The organism is Halopiger thermotolerans, assembly GCF_054654555.1.
This window is the reverse complement of sequence record NZ_BAAIEU010000004.1, coordinates 50,296-74,914: the sequence shown is the minus strand read 5'-3', so window position 1 is coordinate 74,914 and position 24,619 is coordinate 50,296. Positions and strand designations below refer to the sequence as shown.

General features: G+C 64.7%; 26 protein-coding genes. 11 read left to right on the top strand and 15 right to left on the bottom strand.

What is annotated here, in order from left to right; all coding sequences use genetic code 11:
• The first annotated feature begins 94 nt into the window (after nt 1–94).
• The gene (locus ACYQ26_RS08015; RefSeq protein WP_459808364.1) at nt 95–874 is read left to right on the top strand and encodes a helix-turn-helix transcriptional regulator; all 780 of its coding nucleotides are present in this window, start codon (nt 95–97) and stop codon (nt 872–874) included.
• A 4-nt stretch (nt 875–878) separates the two neighbouring features.
• Here the strand turns inward: ACYQ26_RS08015 and ACYQ26_RS08010 are convergent, their stop codons facing one another.
• The 5 genes from ACYQ26_RS08010 to ACYQ26_RS07990 form a co-directional block, all read right to left on the bottom strand.
• A complete protein-coding gene (locus ACYQ26_RS08010; protein ID WP_459810725.1) occupies nt 879–1,637 on the bottom strand; it encodes an MOSC domain-containing protein in 759 nt (252 codons plus the stop codon).
• 93 nt (nt 1,638–1,730) lie between these two features.
• The gene (locus ACYQ26_RS08005; protein ID WP_459808363.1) at nt 1,731–2,669 is read right to left on the bottom strand and encodes a DMT family transporter; all 939 of its coding nucleotides are present in this window, start codon (nt 2,667–2,669) and stop codon (nt 1,731–1,733) included.
• A 19-nt stretch (nt 2,670–2,688) separates the two neighbouring features.
• A complete protein-coding gene (locus ACYQ26_RS08000; protein ID WP_459808361.1) occupies nt 2,689–3,474 on the bottom strand; it encodes a YqcI/YcgG family protein in 786 nt (261 codons plus the stop codon).
• 286 nt (nt 3,475–3,760) lie between these two features.
• Nucleotides 3,761–4,417: a helix-turn-helix domain-containing protein gene (locus ACYQ26_RS07995; protein WP_459808360.1), complete on the bottom strand. Its 657-nt coding sequence runs from the start codon at nt 4,415–4,417 to the stop codon at nt 3,761–3,763.
• 265 nt (nt 4,418–4,682) lie between these two features.
• Complete coding sequence (locus ACYQ26_RS07990; protein WP_459806279.1) at nt 4,683–5,855, bottom strand: ISH3 family transposase; 1,173 nt, start codon at nt 5,853–5,855, stop codon at nt 4,683–4,685.
• Nucleotides 5,856–5,978: 123 nt separating this feature from the next.
• Here ACYQ26_RS07990 and ACYQ26_RS07985 point away from each other — a divergent pair, with 123 nt between their 5' ends.
• On the top strand, nt 5,979–6,212 hold the full coding sequence (locus ACYQ26_RS07985) for a YgaP family membrane protein (RefSeq protein ID WP_459808359.1): 234 nt from the start codon (nt 5,979–5,981) through the stop codon (nt 6,210–6,212).
• Nucleotides 6,213–6,218: 6 nt separating this feature from the next.
• Here the strand turns inward: ACYQ26_RS07985 and ACYQ26_RS07980 are convergent, their stop codons facing one another.
• From ACYQ26_RS07980 to ACYQ26_RS07970, 3 genes are all read right to left on the bottom strand, one after another.
• Nucleotides 6,219–7,892 carry a bifunctional N(6)-L-threonylcarbamoyladenine synthase/serine/threonine protein kinase gene (locus ACYQ26_RS07980; protein ID WP_459808358.1) on the bottom strand — a complete coding sequence of 558 codons (1,674 nt, stop codon included), beginning with the start codon at nt 7,890–7,892 and terminating at the stop codon, nt 6,219–6,221.
• 78 nt (nt 7,893–7,970) lie between these two features.
• Entirely contained in the window at nt 7,971–8,105 is a 135-nt protein-coding gene (locus ACYQ26_RS07975) for a 30S ribosomal protein S27ae (protein WP_120243761.1), read from the bottom strand.
• Between the two features lies 1 nt (nt 8,106).
• Nucleotides 8,107–8,421, bottom strand: coding sequence for a 30S ribosomal protein S24e (locus tag ACYQ26_RS07970; RefSeq protein WP_459808356.1), 315 nt, complete (start codon nt 8,419–8,421; stop codon nt 8,107–8,109).
• Between the two features lie 231 nt (nt 8,422–8,652).
• On the opposite strand from ACYQ26_RS07970, the gene ACYQ26_RS07965 reads away from it, so the two are divergent.
• The gene (locus tag ACYQ26_RS07965; protein WP_459808355.1) at nt 8,653–9,186 is read left to right on the top strand and encodes a hypothetical protein; all 534 of its coding nucleotides are present in this window, start codon (nt 8,653–8,655) and stop codon (nt 9,184–9,186) included.
• A gap of 4 nt (nt 9,187–9,190) precedes the next feature.
• On the opposite strand, the gene ACYQ26_RS07960 is transcribed toward ACYQ26_RS07965, so the two are convergent.
• Complete coding sequence (locus ACYQ26_RS07960) at nt 9,191–10,225, bottom strand: beta propeller repeat protein (protein ID WP_459808354.1); 1,035 nt, start codon at nt 10,223–10,225, stop codon at nt 9,191–9,193.
• Nucleotides 10,226–10,404: 179 nt separating this feature from the next.
• Between ACYQ26_RS07960 and ACYQ26_RS07955 the strand changes: the two genes are divergently transcribed.
• From ACYQ26_RS07955 to ACYQ26_RS07945, 3 genes are all read left to right on the top strand, one after another.
• Nucleotides 10,405–10,578, top strand: a complete 174-nt coding sequence (locus ACYQ26_RS07955; RefSeq protein ID WP_459808353.1) for a DUF1059 domain-containing protein — start codon at nt 10,405–10,407, stop codon at nt 10,576–10,578.
• Between the two features lie 102 nt (nt 10,579–10,680).
• Nucleotides 10,681–11,499, top strand: a complete 819-nt coding sequence (locus ACYQ26_RS07950; RefSeq protein ID WP_459808352.1) for a helix-turn-helix transcriptional regulator — start codon at nt 10,681–10,683, stop codon at nt 11,497–11,499.
• A gap of 220 nt (nt 11,500–11,719) precedes the next feature.
• Nucleotides 11,720–12,322, top strand: coding sequence for an OsmC family protein (locus ACYQ26_RS07945; protein WP_459808351.1), 603 nt, complete (start codon nt 11,720–11,722; stop codon nt 12,320–12,322).
• A gap of 126 nt (nt 12,323–12,448) precedes the next feature.
• Here the strand turns inward: ACYQ26_RS07945 and uvrA are convergent, their stop codons facing one another.
• Nucleotides 12,449–15,415, bottom strand: a complete 2,967-nt coding sequence (gene uvrA, locus ACYQ26_RS07940) for an excinuclease ABC subunit UvrA (RefSeq protein WP_459808350.1) — start codon at nt 15,413–15,415, stop codon at nt 12,449–12,451.
• A 188-nt stretch (nt 15,416–15,603) separates the two neighbouring features.
• Between uvrA and ACYQ26_RS07935 the strand changes: the two genes are divergently transcribed.
• Both ACYQ26_RS07935 and ACYQ26_RS07930 read left to right on the top strand, forming a co-directional pair.
• The gene (locus tag ACYQ26_RS07935; protein ID WP_459808349.1) at nt 15,604–16,134 is read left to right on the top strand and encodes a hypothetical protein; all 531 of its coding nucleotides are present in this window, start codon (nt 15,604–15,606) and stop codon (nt 16,132–16,134) included.
• A gap of 56 nt (nt 16,135–16,190) precedes the next feature.
• On the top strand, nt 16,191–16,355 hold the full coding sequence (locus tag ACYQ26_RS07930; RefSeq protein ID WP_459808348.1) for a hypothetical protein: 165 nt from the start codon (nt 16,191–16,193) through the stop codon (nt 16,353–16,355).
• A 29-nt stretch (nt 16,356–16,384) separates the two neighbouring features.
• On the opposite strand, the gene ACYQ26_RS07925 is transcribed toward ACYQ26_RS07930, so the two are convergent.
• The 3 genes from ACYQ26_RS07925 to ACYQ26_RS07915 form a co-directional block, all read right to left on the bottom strand.
• Nucleotides 16,385–17,503, bottom strand: coding sequence for an aminotransferase class V-fold PLP-dependent enzyme (locus tag ACYQ26_RS07925; RefSeq protein WP_459810724.1), 1,119 nt, complete (start codon nt 17,501–17,503; stop codon nt 16,385–16,387).
• Between the two features lie 288 nt (nt 17,504–17,791).
• Nucleotides 17,792–18,283, bottom strand: a complete 492-nt coding sequence (locus ACYQ26_RS07920; RefSeq protein ID WP_459808347.1) for a chemotaxis protein CheD — start codon at nt 18,281–18,283, stop codon at nt 17,792–17,794.
• Between the two features lie 185 nt (nt 18,284–18,468).
• Nucleotides 18,469–18,708 carry a hypothetical protein gene (locus ACYQ26_RS07915; protein ID WP_459808346.1) on the bottom strand — a complete coding sequence of 80 codons (240 nt, stop codon included), beginning with the start codon at nt 18,706–18,708 and terminating at the stop codon, nt 18,469–18,471.
• A gap of 356 nt (nt 18,709–19,064) precedes the next feature.
• Here ACYQ26_RS07915 and ACYQ26_RS07910 point away from each other — a divergent pair, with 356 nt between their 5' ends.
• Nucleotides 19,065–19,214 carry a DUF7557 family protein gene (locus ACYQ26_RS07910; RefSeq protein ID WP_459808345.1) on the top strand — a complete coding sequence of 50 codons (150 nt, stop codon included), beginning with the start codon at nt 19,065–19,067 and terminating at the stop codon, nt 19,212–19,214.
• A 92-nt stretch (nt 19,215–19,306) separates the two neighbouring features.
• On the opposite strand, the gene nrfD is transcribed toward ACYQ26_RS07910, so the two are convergent.
• Entirely contained in the window at nt 19,307–20,647 is a 1,341-nt protein-coding gene (gene nrfD / locus ACYQ26_RS07905; RefSeq protein WP_459808344.1) for an NrfD/PsrC family molybdoenzyme membrane anchor subunit, read from the bottom strand.
• A gap of 356 nt (nt 20,648–21,003) precedes the next feature.
• Entirely contained in the window at nt 21,004–22,248 is a 1,245-nt protein-coding gene (locus ACYQ26_RS07900; RefSeq protein ID WP_459808343.1) for an NAD(P)/FAD-dependent oxidoreductase, read from the bottom strand.
• A gap of 272 nt (nt 22,249–22,520) precedes the next feature.
• On the opposite strand from ACYQ26_RS07900, the gene ACYQ26_RS07895 reads away from it, so the two are divergent.
• The gene (locus ACYQ26_RS07895; protein WP_459808342.1) at nt 22,521–23,135 is read left to right on the top strand and encodes a DUF6149 family protein; all 615 of its coding nucleotides are present in this window, start codon (nt 22,521–22,523) and stop codon (nt 23,133–23,135) included.
• A gap of 157 nt (nt 23,136–23,292) precedes the next feature.
• The gene (locus tag ACYQ26_RS07890) at nt 23,293–24,564 is read left to right on the top strand and encodes an MFS transporter (protein WP_459808341.1); all 1,272 of its coding nucleotides are present in this window, start codon (nt 23,293–23,295) and stop codon (nt 24,562–24,564) included.
• Nucleotides 24,565–24,619: the final 55 nt, after the last annotated feature.

Genomic DNA, 24,619 nt, shown 5'->3' with positions numbered 1-24,619 from the left:
AGGACAACGATGGATACGCTATCGGAGGCTAGTTACGGATTACTCCGATCGGGCACCAACAGGAATTAGTACTGGTGTTTAGTAAAATAACTAAATGCCACCGAAGTGTTGGGAGACGATCGAGTTTTTAAGCGGGTCGATCCATCGGTACCACGTGTTAAAGGCGCTCCGGGAGCACCCGATGGAGATCAGAGATCTGAGGGACCAACTCGACGTTCCACGAACGACGATTCAGCGGAACGTGAGCGAATTAGAAGAAAAGGGATGGGTTCGGCGAACTGACGCGGGGTACGAAACGACGCTCGTCGGCGGACTGATCCTCGATAAGTTCGCTGCTGCAGTCGATTCAGTTCGCCAGGTACAAAGCGTCGCTCCGTTCTTCGAATGGACGGGCGAACTACCGGGAATTACCGCTGAGACGCTCGAGGGCGCCGTGGTTACGACGCCGGAACCCCACCAACCACACAATCCGTTGAACGCCCTCGTCGACTCCTTACATGATGCTACTCGCGTACGGGCGATCCTCCCGACGATTTCGACGGTGTTCCTGGGTCAGTATTTCGACACTCCGAAAGCGGAAAAAGCAGTCGACGAACTCATTTTATCGAAGGAGATCTGTGAGTCGTGTCACTATATCGACTCGGATCATAATCTGTTGTGGAGACAAAACGGCATCAACTGTTACGCCTACGAGTCTGATATTCCCGTCGGCATTTTCCTTTTCGATAATCAGGTGTCGCTTACGGCGTACGACGACGAAGGACGCATCCGAGCGCTGCTGGAATCCGAAGCTACGTCCACCCGTGAATGGGCGGAAGAGTTGTACGGCGAATACCGCTCGGTAGCAAACGAACTGTCCGAAATCGAGCCGTAAGAGATCAGGTCGATTGAACGCTCCCTTCCGTTCGCTCGAGTATTCGAACCGAGTCCCCCACCTCGATGGATTTCTTCCACTCCGACTGCGGAACAGCCGTATTAACCATCAGTCGGAAATAGTGATCGAACCAGTCTTCGGTGGCCCATTCCGGTAGCGTTTCCTTCCTTCGTCGGACGAATATTTTCTTGAATTCCGGGTACTCTTCGCCGGTGTCCGGATCTCTGGTAGGAACGACACATCGAGAGCAGGGATTCGAACCGCACAATTCCGCACCGCCGATCGCGAATCGAACGGCGTGTGATTTGTCAGCATATAGTTTATCCTCCCAAAACGGTGGTACGCCGCGTATTTCGATATTCGGACGCAGTCTACGGCGCATTTCGTCGATATCGATTCCGTCGAACCACGACGAGACCGTTTCGAGCGTTGATCGACTGATGACGGTCGGTCCGGACGCAACGGTATCGTCGGGGAATCCACCTTCCGAGTCACGTTTTATCCGTACCGAGTAGTCAAAGAAATCACTCAACACGTTTTCGAGCTCAGTCCGCTCCGCTGGATTAGTTAAATCGTATCGGGATCGCTCCGCGTTAGTTACCTCGTATACCGTGAGCGTACTGGTTGCGGGGTCAAACTCCGATTCGATTTGATGAATCTTCGGTTCGCGCTTTCCGTTCACGTACCGATCGTTTTCGTCAAAGAGGGCGTATTCTCGATCGTACGTGAGCGATCCGTTCGCCGTGATCTTCGCCTGCGTGATGTCAACCTGATCTAGTTACTTTATCGGGTGCACCCGTATCCGGTCAACTTTCGGGGTTATTTCGGTCATTTCGGTATTGCTGATCCTCTCGAGTTAATTTTTGTTCGGGTCGTTTACCGGTATCCAGGATGCGTAGAGTAGCTCCTCCCGGACTTCGCGACGTTTCACCAGTAGGAATCCGCCGAAGATCGTTCCTAATCCAACGAGAGTGAGTATATCCAACTGTTCCTGAAGCACGATCCATCCGATGACCGCACCGAATGCTGCGGCCGCGTACGCGACGAGATTGATTTCTATCGGTCCGAGGCGGTCGAGTAGATCGAAATAAATGAAATACGCGACCGCGCTCGAAAGGACCGCCAGGTAGAGTAAATTGACTACGGCGCCGGACGTCCAGTCGACCATTCGGAGGGAGTCTCCGGGACGGATGAAGGCAGCAATATGGAGCAACATTGCACCGAACCCCATTGACCACGCTTCCATCGTCAGAACCGGCTGTTTATCAGCCGGGAGTTGCGTGAGAACACTACCGCCGCCGAGGCAGGCTGCGGCTCCTAGTACGAACGTCTTTCCGATAATATCGCTCGAAAAGAGGGTTGACGGCGTCGGACGGGCGATGAGAGCGACGCCAGCGAACCCGAGTAGCAGTCCGACGACCCCGATAGTATCGAGCCGTTCGTCGGGTAACAGAACGCGCGAGAGTATCGTCGCAAAAATCGGATTGAGCCCCACGAGGATTCCTGCTACTGCTCCGGGGATGCTCTGTTCGCCGATGAAGATGAGGTAATTGTACGCCGCTATAATCAAGATACTTCCGATAGCGACCACTACGAAATCGGGTTTCGTTCTGGGGTACCAGTAGTCGTATTTGAACGCAACGTATCCGATCATGATGATACTAGCGATATCGTATCGGATAGCAGCGAAAGTCGCCGGGGGTAAGTACGCGAGGCCAGCCTTAATCGAGATGTACGATCCGCCCCAGATGATAGAAAGGACGAGAAATAGCGCTATATTCTTGTATTTAGACATTATTGGATCGGTGCGTATGTTATCGAGAATTTGTGGAAGTCACCTGGGGAGTTCGAACCTCAAACGGGCAGTCGGTATGGCTCTCGTCGTTACGCTCCGGTAACATATATTGTTTCCACTCTCTATCGCCTTTTTCACCCCAATTGCCGATATCGGGATGCGGGGGGACGTCGTCGTATTCTTCGAGGCGCTCGCGGATTATTCGACGGGCCCGCTGACCCGCCTCCGTGTCGGCCGTGATTCCTTCGAAGATCGCGCGCGGTTGAACGGTGATCTCTAACCCGTGGGGGTTCAACCGACTCTTCCGCTTTTCGTAAAACGGAGCGCGGCACGTCGGAAAAATCGGTTCCCCGCCGAAGCAAAACTCCCACTTCGGTGTATCCGGGTCGGTCGGGATCTCGTCAGGCCACGGTTCGGAATCGTTGTCGTGGAGGAACTGGAGGATATCCCAAAAAATTTCGTTGTACTCTTCTTCGGTCAGCTGCTCCTCGCTAGGTTTAAAGAACACCACTAACGAGGCCCGTTCGCTGTAGTCCTGATAGATGTTTAAATACTCTAAAATCGTGTCGCAAAGTGCGAAGAGCGACTCCTCGTCAGTCATGGAGTCACAGAACGTGTACAGTGGCCACCCTTCTTCTTCAGAATCGACGCCGAAATAGCACGGGAACGGCGTCTCCCCGTGGAATTCTGCAAACATGGAGTCGCGAAATTCTCGATAGTGACGCGCTGCCCATTCGGGAAGGGTGCCATCCGTTGATCGCGTTTGGATTTCGTCCTGTTCAAACAGTCGTGTCAAGTCCGACATCAGGTTCGAGTAGTAATTATGTGTAGGTTATATTATCTCGTGGTGGCAACCCGCTAAATGAAGTTCGAGCTATCGGGTGAGCGGTGCCCAGGCAGTGGGCAGCGTTCGAAGCTCAGTCACTACTCGTACGGTGACGCGCCGGAACGCACGACCTGGAAGCACGTATCCACCGTTCGCGGCGATCGCAACCGTCGAAACGAAGCGAGTCTCGACGTCGTCGCGGCGGCGAGTCAGCGGTGCGATCCGTAGCCCCCGTCCGCTCCGGCCGTCGAACGGTCCCGATCCGTTAGCCGTCGAACAGAGCCCCCATCACCGCCGCTTCGGCCTTCTGGAGATGTTCCCCCGCTGTCGCAGTCGCACAACCCAGTTCGTCGGCGATGTCCTCGATCGTGGCGCGGCGGGGAACGTCGTAGTAGCCGCACTCGAGCGCGGCTTCGACCGCCGCCCGCTGTCGCGGCGCGAGGCGGTCAGTCACCCGCTCGGGCGCGACTGCGGTCCCGCCGACGGCGTCGACCGTCACGCCGACGCCGCTCGGGACGTCCTCGACCGCGGCCTGGATGTCCCCCTCCGAGCCGATGATGGTGAACGTGTTGCTGCCGTCCCGGTTGCACTCGATCGGCGGCACGGTCATGAGCGTCCCGCGGGTGAAGTTCTCGAATAACGTCCGCGCGGCCGCGGAGACCTCGCCCTCGAGGAAGCAGTGACACTCCCGGTCCGACAGCGGCAGGATCTCGTACTCGCGGGCGCTCTCGTGGTCCTCGAGGACTCCCTCGAATCGCTCGTAGTCGCCGCGGAGCCGCAGGAGGAACGTCGTGGGCGGCTCCGAGACGTTCCAGTTGACGATGCGGGCTCGCTCGAGGTAGTTCGCGCCGCCGGCGAGCAGTTCGTAGATCGGCGGCGAGTACTCCTCGGCGGGACGTAACGTGATTCGAACGCGCTTCATGGCTCGTGTCGGTCGCACTCGACAGTGCAGTGAAACGTCTCGGCGAACGAGTACATAAATGCCGCAGAAATATTCGGTACTTCCCGAACGTCGCTTCGTGAACTGTGCTGAGTCATGGACGAACGGAGTGAATGCCGGTGTGGTAACTGAGTGAACAGGAAGTAGAATCCACGCATGAGGAGAAGTGAAGTAAGAAGGCTGAGATACGCTGTTCTAGGCGAATGCTGTTGCTCACCCGGAGCTTGCCCAAGGCCGCGGGCTGACCTCAGCCCGCGGCCGGCGCGTATGCTTCTGGCACACCTGTTCCGTTCATCTCGATCTCCCAACTCCGCTCTAGCTCTTCCTCTAATGCATGTCTGATCCAGTCAGAGAACGTCTTGAACGTGAATTCCTCGGGCAGGTCGCGCCCGCCCCGCTGGGGGCGGGCGACGACCGCCCATCGAAGCACAAGCCAGAGGTTCTCCAACAGGAATCCAACCAGGACGAACGCGAAGCGGATGATTGGGTCTTGTGTCGTCGTTACCACTCGTGCTTGGCGAAATACACGGTAGCTCGTTTCGATCGCTGACCGTTTCCGATAGAGCCGTTCGACTTGTTTCGGCGTGCGATCGGCCAGATCGCACGCCACATAGCCTCGCACGACCTCGCCACTTTTCCCGCGATCTCCGGCGTGATATGACACAGCGACCGCGAGCGGGAATTCCAGTTCCCGCTCGCGGCCTTTGTACATCCGATAGGTTGTCATGTACGAGCAGTGCGTATCCAGCTTCTTCCTCATGCGCTTGCCCTTCTTTTGGACGGGAACGACAGTCGCAGCAACCTCCCGTGAGCGGCGCAGAATACGTTCGTTGTAGAAGCCGCGATCAGCCAACAGAAGCTCTATCTCGAAGGGATAGGCCTCGACGCGGTCGAGGACGCGCTCGACCGCGTCGGCCTCTTTCTCATCACTACGGACGTACGTCATCGCCAACGTCACTGGCTTTCCGTTCGAGACGAGATACGCCGTGCAGTACCGGTGGCACGTCGTTGTTCCGTCTTTCGCGTGCATGCGACAGAGTTCACCTTCTTCATCGGCGTACGTTCCGTGGTAGGGGTTATCGACGAAGTCAATGGAGACGATCCTCGACCGATCAGGGTCGAGGATCGTCATCGCTAACTCTCTGAGAAGGCGGTTAGCAACCCGCTCAAGCCACTCCCGGTTGAGCGTATGTAGCCAGTCCATGACAGTATCGTCACAGACAGCGTTGTCGTTGTCCTTGCACGTCTCCCAGATGGACGTCTGATTGACTGCTGCAAGAATGACAACAGCCCAGATATCGCCGGGATCGAGGGGCGAGCCCTCGATCCCTGGCAAGGGGAGCTGGCAGATGACGTCTTCCGCTAAATCTTTCACGTCCGAATCCGAAAGAACACCGTCTGGCTGAGGGATACTGAACACATTCACTCAACCAGACATCTTCCTCATGAGACCAACGCTTTAGCTCCAGCTCTCACACCAGTCGGGAAGTACCGATATTCGGCATCACAGCTACTCCGTCGGCGGTCCCACTCGAGGATGGAGATGAAGCGACCGACTCGAAACGTCGGCGGACTGGATCGCATCGCTCGCGGCGTCCTCGGCGTCTGGCTGCTCGTCACCGCAGCGGCGGCGTACTTGGACGATGCGACCGAACGCGCCGCGATCGCGGGGATCGCTGGCCTCGGATTGCTCGTCAACGTCGCGACCGGGTTCTGCGGCGGCAACTACCTGCTCGGCGTCGATACGACGAGCGGCGACGCCTGTGACGTGAACTGATCGGGGTCAGGCGTCCACGCTGTCGGCCTCGACGTCGTCTTTGCCTTCATCTTGGACGTACCGACCCCGTCCCTCGACGTCCTCGAGGCGCTCCAGGACCCGTTCGTCGCCGACCTCGCGGTAGCCCTCGAGCACCGCCTCGCGCAGCGGCTCGGGGTCGTCGGCGGTGCCGACGAGGCTCTGGTCGAAGACGTGGACGTCCATCGCGTAGTCCTCGACGTGGTCGGTGTGGTAGCCGAGGCCGAAGTCGATGAGGTAGGTTCGGTCGCCATCAACGCGCACGTTACGAGTCGTGGGGTCCCCGTGCACGAACCCAGCGTTGTGCAACCGCGCGAGGTGTCGTCCCACGTCGCGAACTCGCTCGACGGTCAGGGACTCGCGGAGGTCTCGATCGCCGACGTACTCGAGTTCCAGTCGAGCCTCCTGCGGATCGACGTCCGAGAGCACCGGCGTCGGCACGCCCTCGCGCCGGGCGAGGCTCGTGAGGCGGGCCTCGAGGGTCGTCCGCTCGCGTCGGAGCCGGTCGTCGAGTTGCGGGTGCCGGTAGGTCTTCGACTCACGGCGTTTGGTGACGCGGCCGGCGTCGGGCTCGAGGTCGACCAGAGCCTCGGCACCCTGCACCCGTCGTTCGCTCTCGCCGGCACCGCGTCCGGCTGCCAACTCGGGTTCGTCCGCGCGCCACGTGACCGGTACCTGATCCGGCCGGAAATTGGGGTCGACCGTCGAGTCCTCGAGCGCGATCGTGTCGCCGGCGTCGTACATCTTCGCACCCAACACGGCGATCATGCCGGCGTTGTCCCGCAGGAATCGGGGCTCGGGCGCGTGGAACGCGGCGCCGCGCTGGTCGCACATCTCCTCGAGCATCTCGCGCAGGCGGGCGTTCTGCCCGACGCCCCCGCCCAGCACGAGTTCGTCGCTGCCGGTCAGCGAGAGCGCGCGCTCGGCGACCTCGGTCAGCATGCCGAAGATGTTCTCCTGTAGCGAGTAACAGATGTCCTCGACCGGCACGCCGTCGTCGTACCGCTGCTTGGCGGCGCTCATGATCCCCGAGAAGGAGAAGTCCATCCCCTTGACGACGTAGGGGAGATCCACGTACTCGCCGTCTTTCGCGGCCTCCTCGACCTTCGGTCCGCCGGGGTGGGACCAGCCGACGTGGCGCGTGAACTTGTCGATCGCGTTGCCGACGCCGGTGTCCATCGTCTCCCCGAGCACGCGGTAGCGGCCGTTCCGATACGCGAGCAGGTGCGCGTTCGCGCCGCTGGCGTTCAGACAGACCGGCGACTCGAAGTCGGCGGTGTGGCGGCCGATCTCGAGGTGGGCGACCATGTGGTTCACCCCTACAAGAGGCACCTCGAGGCTCTGGCTCAGCGCGCGGGCGGCCGTACCGACGGTCCGGAGACAGGGGCCGAGCCCGGGGCCGCGAGAGAAGGCGACGGCGTCGACCGGCGGTTCGTCCGCGGGGCCGTCGTACGTGTCGCGGGCGTGCTCGAGGGCCCGTTCGACGACCTGCGGGATCGCGTCGTGCATGTGCTCGGCGGCTTCCCGGGGATGGATGCCGCCGCTGTCGGGCTGGTAGGCGTCGCTCTCGATGAATACGTCGTCGGTCGCGGAATCGAACACCGCCGCGCTGGCGGCCCAGGCGGTGCCCTCGATTCCGAGAATGCGGGTAGTAGAACTCACGTGTCTTGATCACTGCGCTCCCGCCCGCAGAACCGTCGCGATCGACTGCGAGCGAGAATTAGAATCTCCTCGAGGGCGTTACTCCCACTCGGTGTAGCTGCACTTGCCGCAGTGCTTGCGGTCGCCGTGGTCGGCGAGGAAGGAGTCGCCACACCGGGGGCACTGCTCGCGGTCCGTGCTGCCGTCGTCGTTGTAGAGTTCGTAGCGCGCCATTTTATGCTTCCTCCGCTTCAACGTCCGCCTCTTCCTCGACGCCGATCTTGTTGCGCTCGAGCATGTGGTCCTGCTCGACCTCGCGGGCGAAGTCCGCGGACTCGTAGACCTTGGCCTCGCCGACGGTCTTTCGCATGCCGAACTTCGTGTTGAGGTTGCGGATGACGACCTCGTCGGCGTTCTTGTTCAGCTTCGCCGCGAGGCTGTCCCGAACCTGCAGGCGCTCGGGGGTGGCGTCGTCGTGGGTCAGTTCGAAGGTCACGTCGGTACGGTGCAACATGGGGTTGTCCTCTTCGGAAACGATGTCGACGTCCATGATATCACTCAGTTACCCTACTATCCCCGTGTAGCGCCTAAAAGGATTTCGAAGCCGCCACCGACGTCTCGAGTTCGCTCCGGGCGTCGACGGTTGCGATCGCCGTGGGTCGCCCCCGCCCTTTCGCCCTCCGCTACGACCGCGACCCTCGAGCGCCGCCGAAACCGATGGTAGTTAATCGTCTCCGCGCCTGAAATTAGAGTTATTCCTCTCGAGCGAGCAACACTAATCATGGTAGAGACAACCAAACACAGTCGACGGCTCACCGGCATCGAGATCGTAATCGGCGGGCTGCTGTCGGGGCTCGTCGGCGGCGTCGGCATGGGGCTCGTGCTCCTGCTCGGCCCGGACGTGTTCGAGCTCCTCGGCGCATTGCTCGGATCGGCGACGGTCGCCGCGGGGTGGATCGTCCACCTCTCAGTGAGCATGGTGTTCGGGATCGCGTTCGCCGTCGTCGTCTCGCGCCGCTCAATCGAGCAGTTCGTCACGTCGTTCGACGAATACGTCGTCGCCGGCGTCGCGTTCGGAACGGGAGTCGGCCTCGTTGCGGGTGGGCTCATCCTCCCGGCTGCGGTGGCCCAGGCCGGAGTAGCGACGCTCCCGCTGCCGTTCCTCCCGCTCCCGGGACTCGCGGCGGAGTTGCTCGGCGCGGCCGTCTTCGCCGGCGGCCACCTCGTCTACGGCCTGCTCGTGGGCGCGACCTTCGCGACGATCAGCGGCGCCGTCCCGCGTCGGCTCGCGGACCGGACGCCGATCCACAACTGACGCCCTATTTGTTCACGACGGCGAGTCCGCGCGGCGCCTGCGTCTCGAGCGCGTCGGGCCAGTCGATGCCGACCGGGCGCCACCGATCCCCGAAATTCGAGGTGGCGAACAGCCCCTGGTTGTTGACGCCGTAGACGACGCCGTCGCCCGTCTCGTCCGTGCCGAGTGCAGGGGCGTCGAAAACCGTTCGGACGACTCCCTCGCCCATCGGAATCCCGCGGTCGTCGAGACGGTGCCACCCCTCGCCGGCCGTCCGCCGGTAGACGTACGATTCGGCTCGCTCGGCCGTGTGGGCCGCTGAGGCGCCGCTCGCGCTCGAAACGAGTACCCGATCCGGATCGGCGGGATGGGGGACGACGCTCCAGCAGTACGTGTGCTCGAGGCCGTCCTGAGGCCGCCGCCAGGACTCGCCACCGTCGTCGCTCTCAGCGTAGCCGTCGCCGGCGGCCGCGTAAAGACGGCCCTCGCGCTCGGGGTGGGTCGCCATGCTGTGGTTGTCCCGCCGCGACCCCTCGGGACGTTCGTGCCACGTCTCGCCGCCGTCCGCGCTGTAGATGAACGCACCCGCTTCGATCCCGACGTAGAGCCGGTCGGGGTCGAACGGGTCGACCTCGAGCCAGCGCACGTGGTGGGTGTGCGGCCGCGGCGGGAAGTACCACTCCGGCTCGGAGGGGAGGTCGGTCAGGCCCTCGAGGTGCGTCCAGGAGTCGCCGCCGTCCGCGCTGCGGTAGACGCGGCTCGGCTCGGTCCCGGCGTAGATCACGTCGGGGTCGTGCGGACTGATCGCCAGCGACGTGACGGCCGCGCTGACGAATGCGTCCGTCTCGAGGCGCTCGAACGTCTCGCCGCCGTCGCTCGAGCGGTGGAGGCCGTCTTCAAAGGTTCCGACGAAGACGCGCTCCGGCGCGTCGGGGGAGGCTGCGACGCACTCGAGGGAGCGACCCTCGAGGGTCGACTCCGCGGTCCAGTCGTCGGTTTCCGCTCCCGAGCCGCGACAGACGAGCAGGCGGTCACGGAGTGCAACGTACGCTATCGCCATAGCGGAGCTACGGGCTGCTCGTACAAACGAAGTGGGTCCAATGCGTCCGGGGCCGCGACCGCGAGCGTCGCGCAGCGGGCGACCGGCGTGCAGCGGCCGCTCGAGCGCCAGTCACCGCCGTTCCGGCAGCAGATAGCTACCTCTCGCCCGACCCCGTAGCTACCGTGAGGCGAGGACACATGGCACAAGCACACCGACTCGACTGTGAGAACGCGGCCGCCGATTGCCGATTCATCATCCAGTCGGAGGACGAGGACGAAGCGGTCGAACTGGCTCGAAATCACATGAAGGAGGTTCACGGACAGGAGTACACGGACGACGACCTGCGGCGCGAGCACATGCAAACCGTCTAGGGACGCGGTTCGCGTCGATTCGCGTTCGGCAATTTTCCGGGGACCGCGACCGTCGCGCTCGAGCGAACGAATAGTTATAGCGGCGCTGCGAGTAGTCCTCTCATGGACCCTGCTACCAATAGCCGTGCTTCCGCGGGGTCGCCGATCGACGACATCGCCTACCTCGTGCGCTCCGAACACCGCGTCGCGGCGCTCGTCGCGCTCGCGGCGCGACCGCGGAGCCGGTCCGAACTCCGGGAGCTGGCGGGCGTCTCGTCGTCGACGATCCGGCGCACGCTCCGCGAGTTCGAGGACCGCAACTGGATCCGCAGAGAGGGGTACCGGTACGAGGCGACGCAGCTCGGGGCGGCCGTCGCGACCGCGATGGAGGAGGTGATCGCTCGCGTCGAAACCGAGCGCGCGCTCCGCGACGTCTGGCACCGGCTGCCGGGCGAGGACCACGGGTTCACGCTCGAGATGTGCGCCGACGCGACCGTGACGGTCGCCCGACCCGCGGACCCGTACGCCCCGGTGAACCGGTTTGAGTCGCTGCTCCGGCGGACGACCGCGTTCCGGTTCGTCGGCACCGATATCGCCCTGTTCGAACCCTGCAAGGACGTGCTCCGGCGGCGGATCGTCGACGGCATGGAGACGGAGATCATCGATCCGCCCGACCTCGCCGCGTACATCATCGAGACGTACCCGGACCACTGTTCGGAACCGTTCGAGAGCGGCAACCTCGCGGTGTTCGTCCACGACGACTTACCGCCGTACGGGATCGGGATCTTCGACGACCGGATCGCCGTGAGCTGTTACGAGCGGGACAGCGGGACGGTCTGCGTGCTGGTCGACACCGACGCACCGCCGGCCCGCGAGTGGGCGGAATCAAGGTACGAGGCCGCGCGGCTCGAGGCGCGACCGCTGACGGTCGAACTACCGTGAGCCGTTCGGGACGCGCTCGAGGCACTCGATCTGTTCCGCCCGCACGCTGTACGTCTCGGAACGGCTCTGCGCCGTCTTCACCATCCGCTCTAACATCGGTCGAACGGCAACGTCCGACCGCCGGTCACCGGCTGCGCGACCGGCAGCGCGCGCCGAGTCGGCGTCAGATAGCTAGCTAACCCGCGAGCGCCTCGGCTCTCGTGGGGAGGAGAGACGACCCATGACACCAGACCAGAACACACACGGCGTCGACCTCGAGACGTTCGCGGCGTTCGCCGACCACGCGGCCGACGATCCCGACGCGGTCCAGCTCGGACTCGGGGCGGCGGCGACCTACGAGGGAACCTGCGCGCACAGCCTGGCGAAGATCGACAGCTACGAACTCGGCGGCGAGGAGATCGCGCGCGAGACCCGCGAGTACACCATCCCGTACGGCGGGTGGAAGGAGGTACTCGACGCCGGCGGCTGGACCGGCAGCACGGACCGGATGGAGCCGATCGAGGTCGCGCTCTCGGCGCTGGCCGCCTGCATCAACGTCGGCATCACGATCAACGCCGTGGCGAACGGCGTTGACGTCGAACGCCTCCGGACGCGCGTCCGGACCGATTTCGACCCCGCCGTCCTGTTCGGACTCGCAGACCTCGAGGCGATCGACGGCGTCTTCGAGAACACGACCGCGGAGATCGAGATCGAGGGCGAGGGCGTCGACGAGGACCGCGTCGACGAGTGGGCGCGCCGAGCGCCCGTCTACGCGCTCGTCGCGCTCGGACAGGACGTGCAACTCTCGGTAGAGACGCCGGTCAAAGCGGCGGGCGACGACTGACCGGCGGCGACGAACCGCCTTTTCTCGGCCCTCGAGCACCGTCCGAAGTCGCCGTGTCTCACCGTTCCGCGCGGCGGTAGATCGAAAACAGGACCGTGAGCAGAAGCGAGAATCGGGCTCGAGTCGTCAGTCGTCGTCCATCGACGCCGTCACCGGCTCGACGCGCTCGCCGCGCGGGCCCTCGATGTCCACCTTCGGGAGCAGGTCCCGCAGGTAGCGGCCGGTGTGGGAGTCGTCGAGTCGCGCGACCTCCTCGGGGGTGCCGGTGGCGACGACCTCGCCGCCGTTCTCGCCGCCCTCGGGGCCGAGGTCGATGATGTGGTCGGCGTTCTTCACGAGGTCGAGTTCGTGCTCGATGACGACGACGGTGTTGCCGTTGTCTGTCAGCCGGTGGAGCACGTCGATGAGCTTGCGCTCGTCCTCGCTGTGGAGCCCGGTCGTGGGCTCGTCGAGCAGATAGAGGGTTTCGCCGGAGTCTTTCTTCCCCAGCTCCTCGGCGAGCTTGATGCGCTGGGCCTCTCCACCGGAGAGCGTCGTGGAGGGCTGGCCGAGCTTCATGTAGTCGAGCCCGACGTCCTTCAGGAGCTTGAGGCGCCGGCGGATCTGGCTCGAGGACTCGAAGAACTCGTAGGCCTCCTCGACGGACATCTCGAGGACGTCCGCGATGGTCTTGCCCTTGTAGGTGACGTCGAGGGTGGCGTCGTTGTAGCGGGCGCCGTCGCACTCCTCGCAGGGGACGTACACGTCCGAGAGGAAGTTCATCTCGATCTTGACGGTGCCCTGCCCGCCGCACTCCTCGCAGCGGCCGCCCTTGACGTTGAAGGAGAAGCGGCCCTTCTCGTAGCCGCGCTGTTTCGAGAGCTTCGTCTGAGCGAACAGTTCGCGGATGTGGTCGAAGACGCCGGTGTACGTGGCGGGATTGGAGCGGGGCGTGCGGCCGATCGGCGACTGGTCGATCAGGCGCACGGTCTCGATCTCCTCGAGGCCCTCGAGGCCGTCGTAGTCGCCCGGAATGACGCTCGTGTTGTCGTTCATCTCGCGGGCCAGTCCCTTGTAGAGGACCTCGTGCATGAGCGTCGACTTCCCGGAGCCGGAGACGCCGGTGATGGCCGTAAAGCAACCCAGCGGGATGTCGACGTCCAGCTCCTTGAGGTTGTGCTGGCGGGCGCCGAGGATCGTCAGGGCCCCGTCGGGGTCGCGCCGTTCCTCGGGGACGGGGATCTGCTTGCGTCCGGAGAGGTAGTCGCCCGTGATCGAGTCCTCGCAGGCTTTGACCTCATCGACGGGGCCGTTGACGACGACCTCGCCGCCGCGCTTGCCGGGGCCGGGGCCCATATCGATGACGTTGTCCGCGCGGCGCATCGTCTCCTCGTCGTGTTCGACGACCAGCAGGGTGTTCCCGAGGTCGCGCAGTTCCTCGAGCGTGTCCAGCAGGCGGTCGTTATCGCGCTGGTGGAGCCCGATCGAGGGCTCGTCGAGGACGTACAGCACGCCGACGAGGCCGGAGCCGATCTGCGTGGCGAGCCGGATGCGCTGGCTCTCGCCGCCCGAGAGGGTCGAGGCCTCGCGGTCGAGCGTCAGGTACTCGAGGCCGACTTCGACCATGAAACCGAGTCGCGCGCGGATCTCCTTCAAAATCTCCTCGGCGATGACCTTCTCGCGCTCGGTCAGGTCCGCCTCGAGCGACTCGAAGTGCGCTAAGGCGTCGCCGATGCTCATCGCGTTGATCTCCGTGATCGAGGTGCCGTCGACCAGCACCGCGCGGCTGGCGGGCTTGAGGCGGGTGCCGTCGCAGGCCGGACACTCCGTGACCGACATGTAGTCCTCGATGTGTTCGCGGGTCGAGTCGGAGTCGGTCTCGACGTAGCGGCGCTCGAGGTTGGGGATGACGCCCTCGAAGCGCTTCTGCTTGCGCCGGGTGCCGTTTTTCGTGTTGCGCTCGAACAGCACCTCCTCGTCGGTGCCGTAGAGGAACGCCTGCTGGATATCGTCGTCCAACTCCTCGAACGGCGTCGACAGCGAGACGTCGAAGTGCTCGGCGACGGCGTCGAGTCGCGTGCGGTAGTACGAGCGGTTGTAGCTCCAGGGTTCGAAGACCTCCTTCAGCGGCTTGGACTCGTCCTGAATGACGAGGTCCTCGTCGACCTCCTTGGTCTCGCCCAGCCCCTCGCACTCGGGACAGGCGCCGTGGGGCGAGTTAAACGAAAAGGAGCGGGTCTCGATCTCCGGAACGTCGATGCCGCAGTGGGTGCACGCGAGGTCCTTCGAGAACTCGACGACGAACCGATCGTCGTCGTCGTCGCTCTCGTCGCCGAGCGCGCCGGTCCGGCGGGCCTCCTCGCCGAGGTCCGCCGCGGCTTCCTCCGGCGGGTCCGGGAGGATGACCTTCAGGACGCCCTCCGCCTCGTCCAGCGCCGTCTCGACGCTGTCGATGATCCGCGGGCGGTTCTCCGTCGAGACCTTCACGCGGTCGACGATGACGTCGATCGTGTGGTCGAAGTTCTCGTCCAGATCGGGATCGTCCAACGTGAGGTCGTGTTCCTCGCCGTCGATCTCGACGCGGGCGTACCCCTCCGACACGAGTTCCTCGAACAGGTCCTCGAACGCGCCCTTCTGGTCGCGGACGACCGGCGCCGCGAGCTTGGCCTTCGTCCCCTCGGGGAGCTCGAGGATGCGCTCGACCATGTTCTGGGCGCTCTGCTCGCCGACCTCGCGGCCGCACTCCGGACAGTGGGGGGTGCCGACGCGGGCGTAGAGCAGCCGCAGGTAGTCGTGCAGTTCGGTGACGGTCCCGACGGTCGATCGCGGGTTGTTCGCGGCGTTCTTCTGGTCGATCGAGATCGCCGGGGAGAGCCCCTCGACGGTCTCGACCTGGGGCTTGTCCATCTGGCCCAAGAAGTTCCGGGCGTAGGCCGAGAGGCTCTCAATGTACCGCCGTTGCCCTTCGGCGTAGACCGTCTCGAACGCGAGCGAGGACTTGCCCGAGCCCGAGAGGCCGGTGACGACGGTGAACTCCTCGCGGGGAATCTCCACGTCGAGGTCCTTGAGGTTGTGTTCCTCCGCACCGCGGACTTCGATGTAGTCCTTGCTCATGTCTCGCTTGCGATAGGTCGTGAGTAACTGGTCGCGCGACTCGATACCCGATTCATTGTAGGTGTATCAGTGGCCCGAGGAACTTAACGAGTCTGAAACCCGCAGCGGACGGTAGCTGCTAGCACCTACCGCAGTCGGGACTGCAAGACGCCCAAAGCGTCTTCGGACGGAAGCACGAACGGTCGGCCATGAGCGACGAGACCGAGCCCGATCTGTCGGTCGACGAGTTCGTCGAGTACTGTCGGACCCAGGCCGGCCTCCTCTCGGGACAGGTCGAAACCATGGGCGAGGAAGCCGACGAGCTACTGGACGAGATCGAGGAAACCGTCGCGGACATCCGCTCGCGGCTCGAGGACGGCCAGAGCGCGAACACAGAGGGGACGGCGACCCCGACCTCAACGGCGGAGCCGGGCCCGGACGAGGTCGACGTCGACGACGTCGAGGAGATGGCGGCGGCGCTCGAGGAGAAACAGACCGTCGTCGAGGCGAAGCAGGCGCGGATGCAGGCGTTTCAGGAGTTGGCCGCGGATTACACCGAACTCGCCGAGGAGTTGCAGTCCGAGGCCGACGACGGGCGGGCGGCGATGAGCCGCGTCGTCGAGTTCGAACTCGAGCGGGACGCGCCGGCGTACTTCGACGAGCGGCAGACGCTGGCCGAAGCGGCCGCCGAGGCCACCGAATCGGACGAATCGGAGACCTCCGAAGCGGAACCCGAGTAACGAAACGCATCGGGTCGCAGGAGACGTTTTATACGTTCGTCCGGTACTGTGCGCGTATGTCCCAGACCACCCACAGATGCCTCTGCGGCGCGACCCTCCAGTTCCGCCAGGACATCGTCAAGGAAGGCGGGGGCGTCTATCCGACCTGGAAGTGCAAGGACTGCGGCACCGAGGTTCCGGGACAGATCGCCGAGAAGTTGCGCCACCAGCATCCGTCTTAACCCCGTTCCCATCCTCGAGTGACGTACACCTACGGCGACAGCGCCTCGAGCACCGCGTCCACGTCTGCGGGCGTGTTGACCGCGTGGACGGAGACCCGCACGGCGTCCGGATAGGGCAGCGAACGGACGGTGATATCGCGCTCGGCGAGTCGCTCGACGGTCGCTTCGGGGTCGTCGACGTCGACGGTCACCAGCCCCGATTCGAACTCGCGGGGACTCAACAGGCGCTCGTCCGGAATCCCGTCCTTGAGACGCTCCGTGAGCCCTTCGATCCGATCCCGAACCGTCTCGAGGCCGACGGCCTCGAGGCAGTCGATCGCCTCGACCAGGCCGGCGTGCGGGGCTGGACTCGCGGTAGCGACCTCGAACCGCCGCGCGCCGGCCGCGTACTGATACTCGGCCGCCTCGGGGTCCTCGACGCTGCGGTAGCCGATTGCGGGCGGGACGAGCGCCGACGCGACATCTTCGTCGACGTACAGGAAGCCGGAGCCGAAGGGGGCCAGCAGCCACTTGTGGCCCGCGCCGACGACGAAGTCGGCGCCCCACTCGGCGACGTCGACGGGCCGCTGGCCGGGCGCCTGCACGGCGTCGACCAGCACCGTCGCGCCCGCGTCGTGGGCGATGTCGACGATCTCCCCGACCGGCAGCCGGGTGCCGTGGGTCCAGGTCAGCGAACTCACGCAGAACAGCGACGCGTCGGCCGCGGCCGCCTTCACGTCTTCGAGGTCGAGTCGCCCCGCTTCGGTCTCGAGGACGCGGACGTCGATCCCGCGCTGGCGCTCGAGGCGCCGCCACGGGAGGACGCCCGCGGCGTGCTCGAGGTCGGTGCGGACGACGACGTCGTCCGCGTCCCAGTCGCTCGAGACCGCGCCGGCGATTCGGTTGATGCCGTCGGTCGTGCTCTCGGTCAGCGCGATCTCGTCCGGCGCGGCGCCGAGCAGGTCGGCGACGGCCGCCCGCGCCTCGTCGTAGGCGTCGAGGGCCGCGGGGTACATCCCCTCCTCGCCAGGGGCCGCGTACTCGTGGTGTTCGAGGGTCGATTCGGCCGCCTCGACGACGCGGCGGGGACTCGGCCCGCTCGCGCCCCAGTTGCAGTAGACGCCCGACTCGATGCCGGGGATCGTCTCGCGGAGTGCCGTCGGATCCAGCGCCATCGGGCCGTGGTTCGCGCTCGAGGGAGTTCGTTCTGGCGGCGTTCCACGGATGCGGACGGCACCCGACAGTTGCGAACGAGCCTGACGGGTACCGGACGGTCGAGATCGGGATCGAGGAACGAAGAATGGGTGATAAACCGGGGAATGGAGCCATGGAGCGTGTGACAGGGATCCTGGCTCCACGAGACGGCACGGGTCGAACGAGCAAAACCTTGTCTACTCGGTCCAAGACGCGTCGGCCGATGCGACGCGGACGTCCGCATGCTCTGCCCCCGGCCGCTGCTACTTTCGAACGATAGTACCGCCCGCGGTCCTGATCACGACGTCGCCGCTCCCCGGATCGAACGTGATCGATCGGCCGGCGCTGCCGCCGACCTCGACCGCGCGGACCGGAATCCCGTAGGACTCGAGCAGCGCCTTCGCGGCGGTCACGTTCTGATCGCCGATCGCTCGGCCTGGGCCGCTGAACTCGATCATCGTCGCCCCGCCGACGAGTTTCGCCCACGAGCGGTCGGCGACGCCGCCGGCCCGCTCGAAGTCGTCGAGCATCGCCTCGAGTCCGGTGTCGGCGAACTTGGCGTCGGGTTCCGGGCGGTCCCGCGAGTCGGCCGCGGGAAGCATGAAGTGCAGGAGGCCGCTGACCCCGCGCTCGGGGTCGTGGAGCGCGACCGCTACGCACGATCCCACGCCGCTCGTTTTCAGCGGTCGGATCTCGCCGGTGACGGCGTACTCTGCGACTCCGACGGGTATGCACTCGTATTCACTGTCGACCACGGAATCACCTCGGTTCCGGCCCCGTCCCCGACCGCCCCTTGAGTGCATACTGGCCGCTGCTCTGTGGTAGCCTTTCCGGCCGTTACCCCCGCGCCGCCGGGTAAACGGTTGGGTTCAGTGATAGCCGTCGGTGAAATCGAGCACGCTGCTACCGCCGTCGATTTCGTCCGCCGGCGACCGACCGGTCAGAGTTCCCCGCGCAGGACGACCTCGTCGTCGACCGACTCGAGCATGTCCTCGGTGACGACGTAGTCCTCCTCGTCCTCGCCTTCCTTGCCGAGCGACGCCAGCACGTGTTCGGCGACCGACGGGTTCGGGTCGACGTAGGCCCGGGACCCTTCGACTTTCGCTACGATGCCGAGCTCTTTGCCCTCCGCGTCGACGACCGTCTTTCCGACGTCGTCGTCCGTTAACGGTGCCGTCATACCCGACGGCTACGAGGAGGTCGAGGGTAAACGCTGGCCCGTCCGCTGCCGGCCGGCGCCGTCGACCGACGGGCCGCCGGCGTCGGTCGCGGTCGGAGCCGCCGCTCGAGTCCGAGTTCGGATCGACGGGTGCGGTTCCTGCAGAGGGATAGTACTAACCCCGCGTCCGACGTGGAGGTGAAACGCGGCTTCCCGACCGGCGGACGCCGAGGGTGCAACCGCTATCGACACCGCCACCGCCACCGCTACCGCCGCCACCGTCGCCGCCGACGGCGGTAGCCTCGCGTCGCGACGCGGCGGACCGGGCGACCCGCTCGGGAGGCCGAACCGACCACCACACGCCACACGTTACACCCATGACTCGAACACTCGAACTCAGCGACGATCTCATGAACCGACTCGAGAGCCACTGCGAGGAGGGACAGTCCCCCGAGGAGTTCGTCGAGGAGTTGGTCTCGATGTACGAGACCGAAGGGACGTTCCTGCAGGAAGGCTACTCGGAGTAAGGCGCAGCATCCTCGATCCTCGAGACCGCCGAAAACTCGAGCCGGGAGCGGCGGAATCGCCGCCGGCGAACCGGTAGCGGTTCAGCCTCCCATCAGTCTTCCATCACCGTATCCTCGTGGTCGTGCTCCGCTCGCAGGTGTTCGACCGCGTGGAGTTCGACCACCGGAACGACCTTGGAGATGAGCAGGAAGAACAGCGTCACCATGCCGATCGTGCCGGTAATCGAGGCGAGTTCGATCAGGCTCGGCACGTACCATCCGGGCGTCGCGGCGTAGATGTCGAACACCGGGTGCAGGAACCCCTCAACGACGAACAGGACCTTCTCGGTCAGGGTCGCGGCGAGGACCGCGATGGCGGCGACGATGGCGCGCCCTTTGGAAAACAGGGACGGCCGGATCGTCTGGGCGAAGATGTACGCGAGGGTGCCGGCGACCAGCAGCATCGAGAGGATGTAGGCCGGCGTGGACAGCGCCGCGTGCCACGTGTGATAGAGACTGACGGGCGGCGAGAACGTCCCGGTCGTGATCTGCTGGAGCTGCAGCCAGAGGAACAGGAGACAGAAGAAGCCGAGCCACATGAGCAGTCCCCGGAAGATGTCGTCGGTGATGATGTGCTCCCAGTCGTAGGCGCGGCGGAACGAGTAGGAGATGAGGATCACGCCGCTGATCGCCGACGTCAGCGCGATCATGAGGAACTGCGGCCCCTGCACGCCGCCGAACCAGCGCGGATAGGTCGGGAGGAGCGCGAACAGCCACGGGATGACGCCGCCGTGGAGCAGGAGCGGGGCCATGATGATGACCGCCAGCGCGAGCCACCAGACCATCCGCTGGACGATCTCGTCCTCGCGCTCGGTGTAGCCGATCGTCAGGATCTTGTAGATCGGTTCGAAGGCGTCCGGCAGGTCGTCGCGCAGTCGGCTGATATCGTACCGCAGCGTCAGCGAGAGGTAGGTCGCCGTCAGCACGAAGTAGGCCGTGATGACGGTCACGTCCCACACCAGCGGCGAGTTGTTGACCGTGATGTGGTAGTGTCCGACGACGCTCGTCACCATCCGATCGGGGCGCCCGAGGTGGACGATGATGTAAAAGCCGGCCGCCGAGAGGCCGCCGATCGTCATCAATTCGGCGAGGCGAGCGATCGGCATGTACCGCTCCATCCCGAGCAGCCGGACGGCCGCCGAGAGGATGATTCCGCCGTGGGCGATCCCGACCCACCAGATGAACGCGCCGATGTACACTCCCCACGTGACGCCGCCGCCGGTCCCCCAGTCCGAGAGCCCGGTCACGGCCATTCCTTCCTCGAGCTGGTAGGCCCAGCCGATGAGAAAGACGACGAACGCGAGGGCGGCGATCCCGGCTACGACGAGGTACTTCACCGACGGACGCTGGATCGGACGAACGATGTCCGCTCTACTCGGCGTTTTCGTACTCATATGCGAGGGTCTCCCATAGTACCTCGGCCAGTCACATCGTTTCGGCGGTTACTTTTGCAAGCATTCGATAGGCGCTGCGGAACCGGGACACCGATCCGTACTGGATCGTCCGTCACGGATCCGATCCAGCCGGCCCGATCGCTCTGAAGGGGCGCCCGTCGCAACGGAAAACAGTGCGCTCGTGACGTCGGTGATGGAGCGAGCCTAGCGGCAAGCGATTCGGTTCGCCGCGAACGTCGACATCGGTGACGGGATAGGCGACGTCCGTTCCGGGGTCGAGCCGGCACCGGTGCAGGAGGCGGCGAAAAGACGGCCGGTCGGAGTCCGAGCCGGCCGGGCGGGTTCTGGTATTACTGTTACTGTTGCTGTTCCTGCGCCGGCGCGAGCTCGTCGAGGTCGACCTGCTTCTCGAGCAGGACCTCCTTCTGATCGGCGACCTCGCGCTGTTCGCGCATCAGCTGTTTGAACTTGCTCTGGGGCGAGAGGTCGCCGATGAGGACGCCGCCGACGATCTTGCCGTCCTTGAAGGCGATGCGGCGCCACTCGGTGTCGCTGTACTTGCGCTCGGCGTGGTCGTCGCCAAGCGTCGGGTGGCCGAAGGAGAGGAAGGGGAAATCGAAGTGCGTGATGGAGTAGGAGGAGACCCACTCGAACTCCTCCTCCTCGGCGTCGGCGGCCATGTTGACCGCGGCGACGCGACCCTGCTCCTTCGCCGAGCCCCAGGAGCCGTTCTGGGCCTGCTCGCCGAGCAGCACGTCGTAGAAGCGGGTGATGTCGCCGGCCGCGTAGACGTCCTCGAGGTTGGTCTGCATGTACTCGTCGACGACGATGCCGTCGTCCTGCTCAATGCCGCTGCCGCGCAGGAACTCGGTGTTGAACGTCAGGCCGATGGCGACGCCCGCCCAGTCGCACTCGTAGCGGTCGCCGTTCGGATCGATCGCGGCTTCGACGTGGCCGTCGTCGTCGACCTCGAAGCGGTCGACGCCGCTGTCGAAGACGGGCTCGACGCCCTTCTCGCGCATGCCGTTGTGCATGATCTCCGCGCCGTCGCCGGAGAGCGCGTAGCGCCACCAGCGGTCGCCGCGCATCAGGTACTTGCCCTCGATGCCCTGCGCGCCACAGACCGCCGCGAAGTCGATGCCGAGCAGGCCGGCGCCGACGATGACCGCCTTCTCGGAGTTCTCGGCGGCCTCGCGGATGCGCCGTGCGTCCTGGAAGGTCCAGAAGTGGTGGACGCCCTCGGCGTCGCTGTTCTCGACCGGCAGCTGGGTCGGCGTCCCGCCGGTCGCGATCAGGAGTTTGTCGTAGCCGATCGCCTCGCCCTCGTGGGTGTGGACGGTCTTCGCGTCGGTGTCGACGGACGTAACGTGGGTATTCAGAGAGAGTTCGATGTCGCGCTCGTCGTACCAGTCCTCGTCGTGGATGGAGATCGGCGCCTCGGGAAGCTTCCCTTTCGCGTGTTCCTTGATCAGAATGCGGTTATACAGTGCTTCCCCCTCATCGGTGATGACGGTAATCTTCGCGTCCGGATCTTCCTCCCGGAGGGTCTCGGCAGCCGAACTGCCAGAGATCCCGTCACCGATGATGACGTACTCTGTCATATCCGGACCGTTCGTAATGCGGGTTAAAGTGGGTTGCTATCTCGTCTATTTTGACTGGCCGGCTGAACGGTCCGAACGATTGTCCGGTTCGACCGAATCCGTTCCCGTAATCTTATGATTATACGGACCGTATCGGGGGACGATTTGTATTCGGAAATGTTGCCGGTATCTCAGAGATCGGTCACGGGACTCGAGGCGAGCGCGCTCGAATCGCCGCCGTCCCTACGCTGTTGTCCGAACCGCTCTTTATGCCGCCCGCCTTACGGCGGGGTATGAAACTTCGCCAGAACGCGCGCCACTTCGCCTCCCGAAAGGCACTCGAGACCCCTGTCGTCCGCTCGGTCGCCAAATCGGGACTCGTCCGCCTCCACACGAAGGTCTTCCTCGGGAAGGCGGATCCGGACCACGCCGACGAGCGCAAGGAGCACCTCGACGGCCTGTTCGACGCGACGGTCGACACCTATCTGCGCGCGCTCAAGGACGGCTACTCCGAGGCCGAGGCCCGCGAGATTACCCACATTCAGGCCAACTTCGACTTCTACAACCACGGCTGGACGGAGATGATGGAGTTCCCGGCCGACGAACTCGAGGACCACTACGAGCGCTACCGCGAGTTCTTCGAGCGGTGGGACGTTACGATCGACGACCCGCTCGGCCAGTTCGCGCCGCCGGAGGGGCTACCCGAGGCGCCGTCGACGCCCGAGAAACTCGAGGACCCCGAGCACCCCCACGCCGAGGGCGGGTTCGCCGACGACGTCTACGTCGAGAACGACGAGGGCGAACTCGTCGTCGGCGGACAGGACGAACCCGCGGACGTCGACGTTTCGCAGGCGGTCGGCGTCGGCGAGGACGACGCCGATTCCGAGGACGATCGGACGGCCGCATAGACGGCGTCTCGTCGGACGGTCGCGTCGCGACACTGCCCAGTTCTGATCCGATTCTGCGGCCGACGACGCTCCCGACGGCGATTCCTCGCGACGATCCGGCCGATTTCGGCGCCTCCCAAGCGGCTAAGTACCCGGAGAACCGGGGTTTCACAGAGGAATGGACGCGAACGATCGTTCGATAGCCGGCTTTACGATGGCCGGGCACGCGCTGGTCCACTGGTTCGAAACGTCGATCCCGATCTTTCTGGTCGTCTGGCTGAACGAGTTCAACGTCGACGTCGCCCTGCTCGGCCTCATCGTCGCGCTCGGCTACGCGCCCTTCGGCGCCGGCGCCCTGCCCGGCGGCATCCTCGCCGACCGGTACGGTCCCAAGCGGCTCATTCTGTCCTGTCTCGGCGGGATGAGCCTCGCCTTCCTCCTCCTGTCGGTCGGGACCTCGATCTACGCCGTCGCCGTCGGCCTGCTGCTGTGGGGCGTCGCCGCGAGCGTTTACCACCCCGCCGGCCTCTCGCTGATCAGCACCGGCGTCGAAGCACGGGGAACGGTCTTCGCCTGGCACGGCATCGCCGGCAACGTCGGCATCGCGCTGGGCCCGTTCGTCGCCGCGACGCTGCTGATCTTCCTCGAGTGGCGACTCGTCGCGGCGATCCTCGCGGTCCCCGGACTGCTCGCGGCGCTGTACGGACTCACGGCCGAGTTCGATCCGACCGCGGCCGTCGACGGCGACGCCGACGTCGACGCCAGCGCTGACGAGGCCCTGTCCCTGTCCGATTTCCTCGCGAACTCCCGGACGCTGTTCGCGAGCGCATTCGCGCTGGTCTTCGTCATCGTCGCCTTCGAGGGGCTGTACTACCGCGGGATGCTCACCTACCTCCCCGAGATCCTCCACGGTCTGCCCGCGATCGAGGGGCTGCCGATCCCGGCCGACCTCGAGGGGATCGAGCCGAGCCGCTACATCTACGTCGGCCTCCTGGTCGTCGGCATGGGGGGCCAGTACGCCGGCGGGAAGCTGACCGATCGCGTCGACCCCGAGCGCGGGCTCGCGGCGCTTTTCGCCGTCTTCGTGGTGCTCGCGCTCGCGTTCGTCCCCGTCGTGGAGATGGGGCTGGGCGCGATCGTCGCGCTCTGTGCCGTCTTCGGCTTCTTCCTGTTCGCGATCCAGCCGTTCTACCAGGACGCCGTCGCCGTCTACACGCCAGCCGACACGCGCGGCCTTTCTTACGGCTACACCTATCTCGGAGAGTTCGGCATCGGCTCGGCGAGCATCGCCGTCGGCGGGTTCGTCCTCGACGCGTTCTCCGTGACCGGCTTCTTCCTGACGATCGCCGGCTTCGCGCTCGCCGGAACCGTCCTCTCGGCGGGGCTGCTCGCCGGCCTCGACCGGTTCGTCGATCCGGAGCGGACGGTCGACGCGAAAGCGGACGACTGACGGGGGCTCGCCGCCGTCGTTCGCTACCTTTTTGCCTGCACTGTGGCAAGCACTC

What these genes read in the sequence shown, in the direction of transcription:
- ACYQ26_RS07960 (WP_459808354.1), bottom strand. Translation starts at nt 10,225, where the DNA reads ATGGCGATAGCGTACGTTGCACTCCGTGACCGCCTGCTCGTCTGTCGC.
- ACYQ26_RS07945 (WP_459808351.1), top strand. Translation starts at nt 11,720, where the DNA reads ATGACACCAGACCAGAACACACACGGCGTCGACCTCGAGACGTTCGCG.
- ACYQ26_RS08000 (WP_459808361.1), bottom strand. Translation starts at nt 3,474, where the DNA reads ATGTCGGACTTGACACGACTGTTTGAACAGGACGAAATCCAAACGCGA.
- ACYQ26_RS07950 (WP_459808352.1), top strand. Translation starts at nt 10,681, where the DNA reads ATGGACCCTGCTACCAATAGCCGTGCTTCCGCGGGGTCGCCGATCGAC.
- ACYQ26_RS07995 (WP_459808360.1), bottom strand. Translation starts at nt 4,417, where the DNA reads ATGAAGCGCGTTCGAATCACGTTACGTCCCGCCGAGGAGTACTCGCCG.
- ACYQ26_RS08005 (WP_459808363.1), bottom strand. Translation starts at nt 2,669, where the DNA reads ATGTCTAAATACAAGAATATAGCGCTATTTCTCGTCCTTTCTATCATC.
- ACYQ26_RS07910 (WP_459808345.1), top strand. Translation starts at nt 19,065, where the DNA reads ATGACTCGAACACTCGAACTCAGCGACGATCTCATGAACCGACTCGAG.
- nrfD (WP_459808344.1), bottom strand. Translation starts at nt 20,647, where the DNA reads ATGAGTACGAAAACGCCGAGTAGAGCGGACATCGTTCGTCCGATCCAG.
- ACYQ26_RS07900 (WP_459808343.1), bottom strand. Translation starts at nt 22,248, where the DNA reads ATGACAGAGTACGTCATCATCGGTGACGGGATCTCTGGCAGTTCGGCT.
- ACYQ26_RS07955 (WP_459808353.1), top strand. Translation starts at nt 10,405, where the DNA reads ATGGCACAAGCACACCGACTCGACTGTGAGAACGCGGCCGCCGATTGC.
- ACYQ26_RS07915 (WP_459808346.1), bottom strand. Translation starts at nt 18,708, where the DNA reads ATGACGGCACCGTTAACGGACGACGACGTCGGAAAGACGGTCGTCGAC.
- ACYQ26_RS07965 (WP_459808355.1), top strand. Translation starts at nt 8,653, where the DNA reads ATGGTAGAGACAACCAAACACAGTCGACGGCTCACCGGCATCGAGATC.
- ACYQ26_RS07975 (WP_120243761.1), bottom strand. Translation starts at nt 8,105, where the DNA reads ATGGCGCGCTACGAACTCTACAACGACGACGGCAGCACGGACCGCGAG.
- ACYQ26_RS07930 (WP_459808348.1), top strand. Translation starts at nt 16,191, where the DNA reads ATGTCCCAGACCACCCACAGATGCCTCTGCGGCGCGACCCTCCAGTTC.
- uvrA (WP_459808350.1), bottom strand. Translation starts at nt 15,415, where the DNA reads ATGAGCAAGGACTACATCGAAGTCCGCGGTGCGGAGGAACACAACCTC.
- ACYQ26_RS07895 (WP_459808342.1), top strand. Translation starts at nt 22,521, where the DNA reads ATGAAACTTCGCCAGAACGCGCGCCACTTCGCCTCCCGAAAGGCACTC.
- ACYQ26_RS07970 (WP_459808356.1), bottom strand. Translation starts at nt 8,421, where the DNA reads ATGGACGTCGACATCGTTTCCGAAGAGGACAACCCCATGTTGCACCGT.
- ACYQ26_RS07935 (WP_459808349.1), top strand. Translation starts at nt 15,604, where the DNA reads ATGAGCGACGAGACCGAGCCCGATCTGTCGGTCGACGAGTTCGTCGAG.
- ACYQ26_RS08015 (WP_459808364.1), top strand. Translation starts at nt 95, where the DNA reads ATGCCACCGAAGTGTTGGGAGACGATCGAGTTTTTAAGCGGGTCGATC.
- ACYQ26_RS07890 (WP_459808341.1), top strand. Translation starts at nt 23,293, where the DNA reads ATGGACGCGAACGATCGTTCGATAGCCGGCTTTACGATGGCCGGGCAC.
- ACYQ26_RS07985 (WP_459808359.1), top strand. Translation starts at nt 5,979, where the DNA reads ATGAAGCGACCGACTCGAAACGTCGGCGGACTGGATCGCATCGCTCGC.